Annotated in this window: 13 protein-coding genes and 1 pseudogene; 3 read left to right on the top strand and 11 right to left on the bottom strand. The window is 54.8% G+C overall.

The window, feature by feature from the left end:
• Window positions 1-46: 46 nt before the first annotated feature.
• From QGM61_RS03605 to QGM61_RS03635, 8 genes and pseudogenes are all read right to left on the bottom strand, one after another.
• Window positions 47-904 (bottom strand): LytTR family DNA-binding domain-containing protein, encoded by an 858-nt coding sequence (locus QGM61_RS03605; RefSeq protein WP_281132014.1) that lies wholly within the window; start codon window positions 902-904, stop codon window positions 47-49.
• Window positions 905-924: 20 nt separating this feature from the next.
• The gene (locus QGM61_RS03610) at window positions 925-1,140 is read right to left on the bottom strand and encodes a TIGR02450 family Trp-rich protein (RefSeq protein ID WP_237132759.1); all 216 of its coding nucleotides are present in this window, start codon (window positions 1,138-1,140) and stop codon (window positions 925-927) included.
• A gap of 4 nt (window positions 1,141-1,144) precedes the next feature.
• Complete coding sequence (locus QGM61_RS03615; protein WP_237132758.1) at window positions 1,145-1,501, bottom strand: DUF2200 domain-containing protein; 357 nt, start codon at window positions 1,499-1,501, stop codon at window positions 1,145-1,147.
• Window positions 1,498-2,262 carry a YiiX/YebB-like N1pC/P60 family cysteine hydrolase gene (locus QGM61_RS03620; RefSeq protein WP_281132017.1) on the bottom strand — a complete coding sequence of 255 codons (765 nt, stop codon included), beginning with the start codon at window positions 2,260-2,262 and terminating at the stop codon, window positions 1,498-1,500. Before QGM61_RS03620 ends, QGM61_RS03615 begins: the two co-directional genes overlap by 4 nt.
• A 44-nt stretch (window positions 2,263-2,306) precedes the next feature.
• On the bottom strand, window positions 2,307-3,506 hold the full coding sequence (locus tag QGM61_RS03625; protein WP_281132018.1) for an MFS transporter: 1,200 nt from the start codon (window positions 3,504-3,506) through the stop codon (window positions 2,307-2,309).
• Between the two features lie 163 nt (window positions 3,507-3,669).
• On the bottom strand, window positions 3,670-4,305 hold the full coding sequence (locus QGM61_RS15240; protein ID WP_317622135.1) for a carboxylesterase family protein: 636 nt from the start codon (window positions 4,303-4,305) through the stop codon (window positions 3,670-3,672).
• A 3-nt stretch (window positions 4,306-4,308) separates the two neighbouring features.
• A pseudogene (locus QGM61_RS15245) lies at window positions 4,309-5,262 on the bottom strand (carboxylesterase family protein); the annotation flags it as partial.
• A 12-nt stretch (window positions 5,263-5,274) separates the two neighbouring features.
• The gene (locus QGM61_RS03635) at window positions 5,275-5,520 is read right to left on the bottom strand and encodes a hypothetical protein (RefSeq protein ID WP_281132019.1); all 246 of its coding nucleotides are present in this window, start codon (window positions 5,518-5,520) and stop codon (window positions 5,275-5,277) included.
• 155 nt (window positions 5,521-5,675) lie between these two features.
• On the opposite strand from QGM61_RS03635, the gene QGM61_RS03640 reads away from it, so the two are divergent.
• Window positions 5,676-7,385, top strand: a complete 1,710-nt coding sequence (locus tag QGM61_RS03640; RefSeq protein WP_281132020.1) for a GGDEF domain-containing protein — start codon at window positions 5,676-5,678, stop codon at window positions 7,383-7,385.
• A gap of 141 nt (window positions 7,386-7,526) precedes the next feature.
• Window positions 7,527-9,140, top strand: coding sequence for a methyl-accepting chemotaxis protein (locus QGM61_RS03645; RefSeq protein ID WP_281132021.1), 1,614 nt, complete (start codon window positions 7,527-7,529; stop codon window positions 9,138-9,140).
• 5 nt (window positions 9,141-9,145) lie between these two features.
• Here QGM61_RS03645 and QGM61_RS03650 read toward each other — a convergent pair whose 3' ends face one another.
• The 3 genes from QGM61_RS03650 to QGM61_RS03660 form a co-directional block, all read right to left on the bottom strand.
• The gene (locus tag QGM61_RS03650) at window positions 9,146-10,732 is read right to left on the bottom strand and encodes an EAL domain-containing protein (protein WP_281132022.1); all 1,587 of its coding nucleotides are present in this window, start codon (window positions 10,730-10,732) and stop codon (window positions 9,146-9,148) included.
• Between the two features lie 172 nt (window positions 10,733-10,904).
• Complete coding sequence (locus QGM61_RS03655) at window positions 10,905-11,111, bottom strand: cold-shock protein (RefSeq protein WP_237132750.1); 207 nt, start codon at window positions 11,109-11,111, stop codon at window positions 10,905-10,907.
• A gap of 270 nt (window positions 11,112-11,381) precedes the next feature.
• Entirely contained in the window at window positions 11,382-11,816 is a 435-nt protein-coding gene (locus QGM61_RS03660; protein WP_281132023.1) for an MAPEG family protein, read from the bottom strand.
• A gap of 337 nt (window positions 11,817-12,153) precedes the next feature.
• Here QGM61_RS03660 and QGM61_RS03665 point away from each other — a divergent pair, with 337 nt between their 5' ends.
• On the top strand, window positions 12,154-13,605 hold the full coding sequence (locus QGM61_RS03665) for an amidohydrolase family protein (RefSeq protein WP_281132024.1): 1,452 nt from the start codon (window positions 12,154-12,156) through the stop codon (window positions 13,603-13,605).
• Window positions 13,606-13,627 lie beyond the last annotated feature (22 nt).

The following is a 13,627-nucleotide window of genomic DNA, read 5'->3' on the forward strand; positions in this document are numbered from 1 at the left end:
GTTACTTTGTGGCCTGGGGACGGATGCTGTGACGAAACCCACGCATTCAGGGATGAATGGTGGCGGCTTGCCCGGACAGCTGCTGTTTCAATGCCGGCAGGTAGGTTTTGCTGACCGGGACCAGTGTGCCATTGGTCAGCTCAAGCTGCAGCTCGCCGGACTCTTTCAGGGCGGAAACCCGGGAAAGATTGACGATGGCTGTGCGGTGTATGCGCAAAAACAACGCGGGATCCAGCTGCGACACCATACCCGACAGGGTCATCCGCATCGGATAGCTGCGATCAGCGCAATGCAGTAATACGTAATTACCCGCCGATTGCACCCAGTCTATCTGTTCTGACTTCACCAGATAGGAACGATCAAGCATGCTGACCAAAAACTGGTGCCTGAACGCCGGCGACGGATCGGATTGAGCGTCGACAAATCCCGCTTCTCCTTGCAGGCGTTCCAGTATAAAGCGGTAGCTTACAATCAGCAGAACCATACACAGGTATACCAGCAGCCCCTTGCGCATTTCGTACAGCAGACCCAGCAGCAACGGCCCGAATTGGTAACTGCCGCCGGCCAGCGTCCAAAAAATCTTGCGCATGGCGACGAACAGGGCAACATGCGCCAGGCTGAAACTTATGGCTGCAGGAACATGCCAGAGAATGCGCCAGCGAACATTTGACCAGGAGAGATTCAGCCTTTCAATAAACCATACCAGAAGCGGGATCAGTGGCAGCACAGCCAGGGTGCCAGTCAGCTCAGACACCAGGGCAGGTATCCAGTCGGCTGACATGCCTTCCCGCACCCGCTCCAGAATCTTGGACGTGGCATTGACCAGACCGAACAGGGTGGTCATTGCGACAAAGGCCGCGACTTCATACCAGCGGCGCTTTTCCAGATATTGCTTAAGGGTCATATAACACAATCACCGCACTATTATTTCCAGCCCTGCAACCAGTGTTCCGATGACTGCAGTTCACGCCAGTCAATCGACCGGGCCTGCCCACCATGAACCGCCGTGATACGGCAGTCGATGACCTGCCCACTGGCATCATAAACCACACGGGTGACCTCAAAGTGCTTTTGCTTTTCGACAGGGTGACAGGCAGTCCATTTGCTGTGCAGCAGTTTCTTGGGGTTGAGTTGATTCATGGGCTCACATCTGCCTGAGAATTTTCTCCATGGCCTTGCCTTTGGCAAGTTCGTCTATCAGTTTGTCCAACCACCGGATCTGCTGCATCAGAGGGTCTTCGATATCCTCAACACGTACACCGCAAACCACTCCCTTTATATTGGCGGTGGCCGGGTTCATGGCGGGCGCCTGTGCAAAGAATGATTCAAAGTCTGTCTGCCTGTCCAGCTGCTGTTGCAGGCCGGCCTGATCGTAACCCGTCAGCCACTCAATGATCTGGTCAACCTCGGCCCTGGTGCGTCCTTTTCGCTCTGCCTTCTGGACGTACATTGGATAGACTTTGGCGAACGGCATCGAGTAGATCTTGTGTCCTGTATTCATGACTGCGTCACCTCATCAAATTCGACATCCCGAGCCATGGACTGGCGCAGTTTCTCAAAGCTGAAGCCGCGCTCCAGTGTGGGTTTGACAATACGAAAGTTCGGCGACAGGTCGAAATCACCCGGCACATAATGCGTGTAATGACGCTGTATGGTGATCTGCTGCCCTTTGCGGTCTTCCACACGGATGAACTCTGGCAGAATGGGATAACCCACTGACAGGAATGCTTCAGCGATCAGGGTTGAGCATATAGCGCGGGTGGGCTCACCGCTGCCGAATGTAATGAGTTCCCGTCGCAATCGATTGGGAACAGCCGGCTTCTGAATCAGGTATCGCGCCAGGTCGAATATATTACGCAGATCGTAGACGTGACCCAGGCGCTCGCGGGCAAAATTGATAATCGTGTCGCGTGTGGTGTCACTGATACCAACGGGGCGACAGATACGCACATTGTACTGTTCGTATTTGCTCAGCGGCACCATGATGACCCCCTGTGTCAGATCTGCTTCGATCAGCGATGGCTCATCAGGATCACATTTACTGGCGCCGACATACAGGCATGCGTGTGACCAGGTGGACTGTGTGAGATATTTTATTGCTGTACTGATGCGGCTGTTGCCATCGACCAGCAGAATGTCACCGGGCTGCAGTACATCCATCACCTCCTGCAAAGAGGTGCGGCTGAGTCGCTCGTAACCGGGACGGGGTTTGCTGAGGTAATTGGCAAGGCCGCGGCCAATTGCGGAGAACAGCGGGTTCATGGTGTTCCTCTACACGGATATGTTCCTGGTGCCGAACAACAACTTTATTCTGCGCGGGCCTGTGTCCTGGCAACCGCCGTGCTGCCATAACTGGCGACGGCACCCACAAGCATCAGGACGGCACTCAACGCAAACGTCAGTCTGAAGTCCTGTTGCCAGTCTATCAGCAATCCCGCCAGCGCCGGACCCACCAGTTGCCCCAGTGCAAAAAATACGGTCACAAAACTGACCGCCATGGCGGCATGCTGCGGTTTAACGGTGCTTGTTGCCGCGGCCAGTACGGAAGTAAACAGTCCAGAAACTGACAGGCCGGTCAGCACAAAGTGAACCGTAAATGCCAGAGTGACTGGCCAGACTACCGGCAGTAACGTTGCGAATATGGCGACACACATACAGAAGGTCAACGCGCGCCCATGCCCTACCCGGTCTGCCAGCCAGCCCCATATTGGCCCGGAGAAAATTGACATAAAGCCCATCACCGCCACCAGCCGACCCGCCGTTGGCGCTGGCACACCAGCATCCAGCGCAAAGCTGTACATAAACAGCACCTGCACAATATAGGTAAGACCAACTATGCCGTAAATCATGGCCATTCGCACCACGTGGGGATTTCGATAAACGGTTTTCAGCCCCTGCACCATGGACACGGACATTTCATGCTGAGGCGGGTTGCGCAGAAAGATTGCCACCATGGCAATAACAAATAGCGCGATAGCGGCGAATCCGGCCCAGATCATACGCCAGGATGCCTCTTCGCCGGACTGGGTAATAACCGGTACCAGCGAGCCTGCCAGCAATATGCCAATGCCGACGCCACTGCCGGAAAAGCCGATCACCATGCCACGACGCTCGGGGTACCAGGCGCCCAGCAGCGAAACCAGCGGTGTGAATGTGAAGGCCGTGCCGAACCCCATCAGAGTCATGCACAGCATCAGCAATGGATAAGCCGAGAATTGACTCAGGCCCGCAAAACCGCAGGCAGCGAGGGAAAGACCCAGCAGAATCGACCGTTTGCCACCGTGCCGGCCTGCAAACACGCCCGCATAAAGCAGCAATACCAGATATCCCAGCGCTGTGACCGTGCCCAGATTGGCCGCCTGGGTATAAGTCAGCCCCAGGGTTTCGCGCATGACCGGCAGCACCAGCCCGTATGCCAGTCGACCAAACACGACCGCCACCAGCGTGCACAGCATGCTGATCGGAACCAACAGGTAAATGGGCGGTCGATTGACAGGCACTGACATGAGTTACGGTTTCCGGAAAAGCCGCAGAGTCTACCACAGATGAAACCGGGCCTCAGCGTCGCGGTATCAAGGCTGCAACAAACACCCACTCAGCGATGATCAGATTGGGAACCCAGGCCAGCCAGGCGATCGCCGTATGCGCCATCTGGCAACCTGGTTTGCATTAGCGCGCAGCACACCCGCCTTCGATTAATACCGCGTATTCGTCGGCATCAAATGCCTCAGTGCCGCCAAACGTGGACAGATAAGTTCGACAACGATTTTGCGGATCACTCCAGGTCTCGGCCATAAACTGCGCCTTGATGCTTTCCAGCGTGACTTCTTCATCCATCATGCGAATGCCGCCGTCATTGGCCGAATCGAGGATCAATGTCTTTGGATTGCCTTCGCCATTTTGCCAGGGCTGCCATACCGGCAGGTCGCCGTCGCGCCCACGGTCTGTCTCACCCGTATAGGCAAAATTTGACCAGTAGGACATCATTGCCGCTGACAGTTCATCGCGTCCCGGGTTGGTCGCTTCGTGATAGAGCGCGTCTCCGGGTATGAAACCAACATCCCAGTCACCAAAAATAAATGCCATTTCCGTCGAGTGCGCCGCGCCGATAGCAATCGACATATCCATTCCTGCGTCGCTGATTAGCTGTTCATCCCAGTCAAAGCGGAAGGCATACACCGGGGCATCCTGCGCTGGTGCCATGCGACGTGCCAGGTTGTCGACACCACGCCATTTCCACTGGATTGACGGGTAATGTGCGAAGCGAATGTATTCGTCAGGATCGTTACGAATCAGGTCTGCCATCGCAGCATAAAGATAGATACGGCGCTCATCGCGATTGGTGCCGAGAATGATCGGCACCTGGTTGTAATCTCCCGAAGCCAGTTGATCCAGCGGATCCTGCTCGACAAACACCGTACCGTCCATGAACTTTTTGGGCGCCGGGTAATTGCGGGCAGCTTCCGGGTTATAGAGCTGAAGGAAGGATGCAGCGTCCTGACTGTAAAGAAGCTCTCTGATCTCCTCATCACTCATCAGACCCTGCAACTCTTTGGCGCTGTCGCGATCAGGCGCGCGTCCGTCCCGCACCAGTATCTTGTTGATGATTTCGCGGGAGCTGTGTTCGTGCCCCGGGACATCGTCATCGACATAGTTCACGCCTTCCGCCAGTGGTGTTGTATCGATACCACCACTCTGCACGATGGCCCGATGGAACAAACCTTCCGCCATTGGCGATGTGACCAGACTCATGACATTTCCACCACCCGCTGACTCACCAAATATTGTGACGTTATCGGCGTCACCGCCAAAGGCAGCAATATTTTCCTGAACCCAGAGCAGGCCAGCAATAGTATCGACTGTACTCCAGTTGCCACTGGCCGCGGCTCCGCTGGCGCCCGGTTCCAGAATGGCCGGGTGATAGAACCAGCCCAGACTGCCAAGCCGGTAATTGACCGTCACAACAATCACATCCTGTGACTGCGCCAGCTCACCGCCATTGTAGTCACCTGCGTAACCACTGTTGTTGCCGCCACCAAAAATCCAGTACATCACCGGAAGCTGCTCTCCCTCCGGGATGTCTGAAGGCGCATAAACACTCAGATAAAGACAGTCTTCGCTGCCCACGATGCCATCGCCATCAGGATCCGCAATACCGGCACTCAAGGACGAGCTGAACTGCACACAGGGCTGGATTGTTTCACTTGCCTCATACACGCCCGTCCAAGGCTCAGGTGGTTGTGGTAACTTCCAGCGCAGATCCCCAACGGGAGGCTACGCGTAGGGGATATTGCGCCATGCCAGGCTGCCATCCGCCTGCACCGCGCCGCGCAGCTCGCCTTGAGCGATTGACCGCAAGGTCGGATCCGTGGGCGCTGATTCCGTCGCGGCACTATTCGATTCCATCATCGATGATTGAGGCGCGGAGTTCTGTTCCTGGCTGCACGCTGCCAGCAAAGCCGCGAGTGCCACTACTGACAGGAATGCCTTCAACGGTTGATGAGTGTTTTTGTATGACATTCGCATAACTGAATACCCTGCCCCCGATTAATCACTATCCATTAACTGTAGGGGGTAATCCTCTGCATTACCACCCCGTCAGTATACCCAGACCACATAAACGGTGTGTATACTGCCAGACACAATACGCAAAAAATGATCGGACAAGAAAACAAATGCGGGACAGCATATTGTTTAACTTTCATGGTGTGTTGTTGCGATGCGGCGGCATGCCGATGCGCGCGACACGTGGCATCTTATTGCCAATGCTCACTGCTGCAGTGCTGACCAGTCTGCCCAACATCAGTCACTCTCAACAAAACCCAGAGCTGCAGCACATTAGCGTGCAACTGAAATGGGCGCATCAGTTTCAGTTCGCCGGTTACTATGCTGCGCTTCATCAGGGCTTTTACGAAGAGGCCGGCCTGGATGTCACATTGATTGAACATCTGCCTGGTCTCACTCCTATCGACCAGCTCATGGGTGGTCGGGTAGAGTTTGCGGTCGCGGACACGGGCGCGTTGCTCTACCGGGCAAGCGGTGTCCCAATCGTGGTGCTGGCTGCCATTTTTCAGCACTCGCCATCTGCTTTAATATCCCGAGCTGACACCGGCATTAACACCCTGGCCGATTTACGCAACAGGCGCGCAATGCTGGCCGGCGGCTTTATGAATGCCGAACTGATGTCAATGCTGCGGCAGGCTGGCATCACCAGCAATGACTTTACGCTAGTGCCTGGCAACACCTCTATCGATGTACTCATCAACGGCGGGACTGATGCCTACAACGGCTACACCACCAATGAGCCCTACATGCTGGAACAGCGCAATGTCCCATTTCGGGTATTCCTGCCGCAGGACTACGGCGTCGATTTTTATGGCGACATCCTGATCACACGCGAATCGCTGTTGAACACGCAGCCTGAGGTCGTCGCCAACTTCAGGCAGGCCACAATTCGGGGTTGGGAATATGCTGTTGCCAACATTGAAGAAATGGTTGACCTGATCATGACCGACTACAACACCCAACAGAAATCCAGGGAACACCTGGTGTTCGAGGCACAGGAGTCAGCGCGTCTGATACTGTCCAACGTTGTGCCTGTTGGTTATATGAACCTGGAGCGCTGGCAGCGCATCGAAAACATATTCAGGGAGCAGGGACTGTTGGACGTTCCGGTCGATCTCGCGGGTTTTGTCTACGTGCCCTCGCAGCAGGACAGTCTCTGGTCCCTGCTAATGCGCTACCGCATAGCACTTGCTGCCACCACAGCGCTAATCCTGGCGGCTCTGCTTGCGCTGCACGTATGGCGTCTGCGAGCACTGGTTGCGCTGCGGACTCGCGAGCTGGAAGCAGCCCGGCATCAGGCTGAATCGGACGCCAGAACCGATGCCTTGACAGGCCTTTCCAACCGGCGTCTTTTCCTCGAAAGCCTTGATCGCGACTTGAGCCGCGCCGCGCGTGGCCAGTGCAACCTGGCGCTGATCAGTATCGATATTGACCACTTCAAACGCGTGAACGATCAGTATGGCCACCTGGTGGGGGACGAGGTACTCAAAGGGGTGGCTTCAGCGCTGGCTGGCTGCGCTCGCTCTGGCGATCTGGTGGCACGCACGGGTGGTGAAGAGTTTGCCGTTATCTGTCTCAACACCGATGCGTCAGAGGCCCGCTTGCTTGCTGAACGCATGCGACAGCAGGTCGCCAGTATGGACATCAACACCGTTGATGCTCGCATTTCATTAACGCTCAGCCTGGGTATTGCCGCCTATCAAGTGGGGGACACCACCATCAGTATTATGGCACGAGCCGACGATGCCCTTTACGCCGCCAAGAATCGTGGCCGTAACCGGGTGATCTGCGCGGAAAACGCCGGCACTGCACCCGAATAGTGCACAAAGTGTCGTGCGCCTCCCAAAAATGTGACAGTTTGGTGACAACGTCGCGCATTTCCTAAAGAACTGCGCCGAACTGCCGCTTCTTGATTTTGACTAGACACATTTCCTCTACTTAGTTTCCAAGACAGCAAAGACATGAACTCTATCAAAGCACGACTGATGACTGTTGTGGCAATCGGCCTCGCCGCCTTCCTGGTCGCCAGCATTATTGCCATTACGATGCTGCAGCGAACCATTGCTGCATACGAACAACTGGTTGTTGACCAGGTAGCAATAGAACGTGATGTTCAAAACATCAATCTGGACTTCAAAATTCAGGTTCAGGAGTGGAAAAACGTCCTTCTGCGAGGCGCAGATGCCGAGCGGCGGGATCAATACTGGACACGGTTTACCGAGTTACATGAAAGCATTCAGCAACGCAGCCAGAGCCTGTTGCAGCGAATGCATCCGGGCGATGCGCGTGAGCTGGTCAGCAACTTTCGTGAGCGTCACCAGGAGCTGTATGACGCTTACCAGAGCGGACTGAATGCATTTGTCTTCAGCGGCTTCGACCATACGGTTGGCGATCAGGCCGTATCTGGCATCGACCGCGAGCCCACTCGTCTGCTTCAGGAAGCGGTTGATGAACTCAGCGCTGCCAGCCAACAGTCTGCCACCTCATTGTCGGCAAGCAGTGAACGTCTGGTGATGCTGTCCTACCTGGCTATCTGCGTGATCGCCGGTCTGGTGCTGCTGATCACGCACCTGGTCATCAGCCGGGGCTTCATTCAGCCTTTGCTGGACATAGGCAAGGTCGTGGAGCGGATGTCACATGGCGACTTTGCAGAGCCGATTGTATCCAACCGCAAGGATGAACTCGGCAAGTTGAGCACCGAGCTCTCGCAGATGCAGGACAAAGTGGCCAGCATTATTCGCTCGGTGCAGAGCGAGGCAGCGACGCTGGCCGCCGCTTCCGGTGATATCAATGAAGTCTCTGAAGAAATCAATGTGCGCACTCAAGACTCTGAAAACTACACCGATCAGGTGGCTGCTGCCATCACCGAGATGAGTCAGACCATCCAGGAAGTAGCCAGTAACTCCGTACAGGCGGCCAGCGCTGCCGAACAGGTTGATCAGAGCGCACAAAGTGGTATCAAACTGATGACCAGCACCTCGACTGCAATCGACTCGCTGTCGACCGATGTTCAGCATATTGCGACGCTGATGAACCGTCTTCAGGAAAACACCAGTAGCATCGGGACGGTGCTGGACGTTATCCAGGCGATCGCCGAACAGACCAACCTGCTTGCCCTGAACGCTGCCATCGAAGCAGCGCGAGCCGGCGAACAGGGTCGCGGTTTTGCTGTGGTTGCTGACGAGGTAAGGGCCCTGGCGCAGCGCACGCAGGAATCCACCACCGAGATTCAGCGCATTATCAGTGAGCTTCAGAATGGCGCGAGTGCGGCGGCCGATGCCATGCGGCACGGGCAGACCAAAACATCGGAGGCGGTCACGCTGGCAAGCGATTCACAGCAGGCGCTGAATGAAATTGGTCAGGCCATCGCGTCGATCAAGGACATGATCACGCAGATTGCCACGGCGGCTGAGGAGCAGAGCTACGCTACCGATGAAATCAACCGCAATGTGCTGCTGGCGGTAGAACAGGCCCAGAAGTCTCGCGTCGCCGCTGAAAAGTCCTCGGGCACGGCGGACGATCTGGACAAGTCAGCGAAAAAGATGACCTCACTGGTGTCGGCATTTAACACCTGAAACCATCAGCCAGAGGCTGGCTGCTCGCCCTGCAACTGAGCAATCAGCCTCCTGCTTGTGACCGGTTTGCTGTACAGCCAGCCCTGCGCGCAGCAGACGCCTTTTTCCCGCAGCACATCCGCCTGAATCTGCTGCTCGACCCCCTCCGCAATCACCTCTACATTCAACTTGTTTGCAAGTTCTATTAGATGGAATACCAGCTGTGTTTTCACTTCGTCCTGAGCGATCGTCTCTACGAACAGGCGATCAATCTTCAGGTAATCAATATCGTAGAGCTGCAGGTAGGCAAAGTTGGAGAACCCGGTTCCGAAATCATCGATGGCAATCTGGAATCCCATTCTTCGAAGCGCCTGAATGGCCTCGCGTGTTGTCAGCCGGTCGACAAAACTGCTCTCGGTAATCTCGACAAGAAAGCGACTGGCATCAGCACCAGAGCTTTCCAGAAGCCGCGACAGGCGATCCGGCAGTTTGGGATCGGCCAGATCGTAGCCACTGATATTGATCGACACGTAGAAGTCATCAGTCTGTTGCAAAAAGGATGACATGTCGCGGGCGATCAGGCGCAGAACTTCGTCAGTGATCGCATGGATGACACCTTCGCGTTCAGCCAGAGGAATGAACACATCAGGCTGAATTCGCTCTCCATTGCGGCGCCAGCGAAGCAGTGCTTCGGCACCAATGCAGCGCTGCTGTTGAATATCCATGATGGGCTGGTATTCCAGATAGAACTCACGCAGCCTGATGCCGGCCTCAATGTCTTTGCGAAACGACCTTCGACGGAAGAACAATTGCGTAGCCAGACCAGCCAGCACCGCCCCGCCTACAATAGCGAACGGCAGTACCCGATAGATCTGCTGAAGCACGCTTGCATTCGCTGCACTGCGCAACGCCATAACCAGCACACCAATGGTGAGATCCTCTTCACTGGCCTTATAGTGAAGCACGTATTCGTTGTACGGATAGGTACCGCTATCCTGTCCGGAAACATACTCAATCATTGCCAGGTCGGGCTGAATGTCTCCGAACTCCGCGAGGGGTGCCGGGCCGTTCTCTGTAAACTCCAGAACAACCAGAGCTGTGCCCGCAGGTTCAAAACCATAGAAGATATCATCTGCGTTGAGAGCAACGCCAAAGCCTGAGGGTTGTTTGAGGATCATCAAAGGGGCGGATGCCACAGCCCAGGGTAGCTGCTCATCTATCCATATTTCGGCACCACGAAAGTTTCGACCCGTGGACTCTCCCAGATCAAATGCCGGACTATGTACCTCTACACTGGAGCAACGTAAACGATCGCCTTCGATGTAAAGTGCAGACTGAACATAGCGAAAGGAGAGGGAGCTGAGCCGCATGGCTCTCAGCGCTTCATCACCGCAGGGCTCTGGGGCAAATGGTACCAGGCTCTCTGTGGCGGCACGAAACTGGTAGGCAACGTCTTCTGCGCGGGCAAGCACGGTACCGGCTGCAGATGCCAGTGCTGCATTCTGCTGATCGATTGCCTCGTCGCGCGCATACCAGAACCCTGCGGCAACAGGCGCCATAAAAGCGACTATTGCCGGCAGCCACCAGATTGCGCCTGTATTCTTAATCTTCACGTTTCCAGTTCACCCAAGCCGCCTCGCAGGCGCAGTTGGCTGGGACATTCAGTGTAGCCACGCCTTACGATTACGCCAAGGTGACCCTGCCCCCACACTGCAGATAATACTGGAAACAAAAAAAGGCCACCACTTTCGTGGCAGCCTTTTTGTTTACCGCGTCAGTAGGTGATTACTGAGCGATGACGTTCTCGGCCTGCAGGCCTTTGGCGCCTTTGGTGACCGTGAACTCAACACGCTGACCTTCAGTCAGGGTTTTGAATCCGCTGGAGTTAATGGCGCTGTAATGTACGAATACATCTTCGCCGCCGTCCTGGGAAATAAAACCAAAACCTTTTGATTCGTTGAAGAACTTCACTTGACCTGTCACTGTAGACATAAAATATTCCTTAAAAATTACTTAAATTAGATACGCACCGAAATTAACTTCGGTCAGCAGAAAACGACGATTACAAATACATTTACAGGACGAGGGGTCTACGTGCGGCACTTCGTATTGCAGATATAGATATAGCCTTTATTCCGGCATAGGTGGCAGTCTACAGCAATCCGGGGCTGCGTCAATGATTATTATTTTTATTTTTTATGACTGTTCAGTCAGTTTCTGAAAATGAAATACGCGGCACCTACCATACAGAGACCGGGCTGCTCAGGCAGTCCGGCCAAGTAAAGAGAGGAAAAACGTCAACCAGAGGCAGACAATAACAAGGAAGCTGCCCAGGAATGCCACCAGGCGGTGCATCACCCGGTTATAGCCGCAGTGAATGATGCTGTGCGCCATACGCAGCAGCACAAACAGCCAGGCCCCATAAGCCAGCCAGACTGGCGTATGCTGCACGGAGAGAGAAACAGCCACCAATGCATAGAAAAGCACCGGCACTTCAAACAGATTCCGGAAGTTGTCAGCCGTCTGGACGTTCTCCAGTTTGGCAGCCATCTTGGATGAGGTGGAGACCGCCTGCGGGTGGATACGCTTCTGGCGCATCTCGGTAACCCGCGTGTAAAGCAGTCTGGCGCCGACCAGAAAGGTCAGGAGGACCATCGCCAGAGTGGCGGCCACAAGCAGGGTAATGTTGTTGGTCATATTGAGATTCTCCTTCTCTGCTGTCCTTCGCTTACGTATTCCGCAATTTGCAGGCCTTTTTTGCATCAGTCTCGCCAGCATGAACAACGATGATGCTGGATGATGTCGAACTTTACTGTTTGCCCGTTCAGAAATTCAATATAAATACCTTAACAAATGCACCACTTAATAGTCAGATAGCCTAAGAATTTCAGTCGCGCCCCATCATCATCTTCAATATATTCATACTTTTCAAAAAGATAGAAATTGGTCCGATTTTTGATTGTCTCTCCGCACAACGCCAGGCAAATGGCGACAAACAACAAAGCCCTCGAGGCAAATGACAAGGAGCACGCTTATGACCAGGATTAATAAACTGCTTTTTACTATCGTTGTAACGCTGTCAGTTCTGCAGCCCGCCTTTTCCCAGTCACAGGCTACAGCCCAAAACCCCCGGACCATCCTGCTCGACTCAGTGCACATTATCGATGTGACAGCTGGGACTGTCAGTGACATTCAGCAGGTTCTGCTTCAGGACGGCCGTATCGTGGCTATTGGTGAATCTGTGGCAGACAACGTCGACCACAATGCCGAATTTCTTCGAATAGACAGCAATAACGGATACCTGATGCCTGGCCTGATGGATATGCATGCACATATTCGACACCCACTGGCAGCCACACTGATATTTCCACAGTTTGTAGCCAATGGTGTGACGGGCATACGGGAGATGAACTCTGAGTGCGATGGCCCGCAACCAGGCGCGCCCTGCCTGCAGCAAATGCAGACCTGGCAACAACAGATTGACGCCGGTGAGCTTGTCGGACCTCGCCTGCTGGCGCTTAGCAGTTTCCCTGTCAATCCGCCCTGGGACTATGAGGCCACAGAGGAACAGATCCGTGGCCTGGTCGCCGAAATGGACAATCGTGGCGTTGACCTGATCAAAACATATTTTCGACTCAGCCCACAAGCCTTCCGCTGGCTGGCGGATGAAGCTGGAAGACGTGAGCTGATGGTCAGTGGGCATCTGCCTGTGCCGATGACCGTGACAGAAGCTGTGCAGGTCGGACTTAACAGTCTGGAGCATGCCCGTGACCTGTTATTCGACTGCTTTCCGGGCTCGTCGGAGTTCCGCAGCACGCAACGCACCCAGAACCCTTCGGTCGACTGGCTGCAACGCATGGTAACCGAACACAACAGCGCACAGTGCGAACAGATTCTCAAGACCATGGCTGATAATGACACCTGGTACGTCCCCACGCATGTCACCCGACGCATGGATGCCATGGCGGGAGACAGCGCTTTTAGAAATGATCCGCGCCGCCAGTACATCTGGCCAGAAGTGCTGCAAAGCTGGGATGCGGATGCCGACAATATGCTGGCCATGGCACCATCATCAGAGGAGCGAGCCATCGTCGCTGGCTTCTATCAGAAAGGGCTGGAGCTGACCGGCCAGGCGCAGGACGCGGGCGTGCGGATTTTGATGGGCACCGACTCAGGGGACAGCTATTCGTACTTCGGCGCCAGCGCGCATGATGAATTACAGGAGCTGGTCAAGGCGGGTCTGACACCTGCTCAGGCGCTGCAGGCGGCGACAATTTCCGCTGCCGAGTTTTTGGGCATGCAGGATGACTACGGCGACTTAACGATCGGCAAGGTAGCCGATCTTATCCTTTTGCGCGCCAATCCGTTGGAAGACATCAGTAATTCGATGACGATTGAGGCCGTTTTTATGGGAAAACAGTACTATGATCGTGAAGCACTGGATACCATGCTGCAGAACGTGGTAGCAGAAATAGACGGGATGTGAGTGGGCCTGAAAATGACGTTCA

Origin of the sequence: Pseudohongiella sp. SYSU M77423 (assembly GCF_029911965.1) — a bacterium.
Taxonomy (GTDB): domain Bacteria; phylum Pseudomonadota; class Gammaproteobacteria; order Pseudomonadales; family Pseudohongiellaceae; genus Pseudohongiella.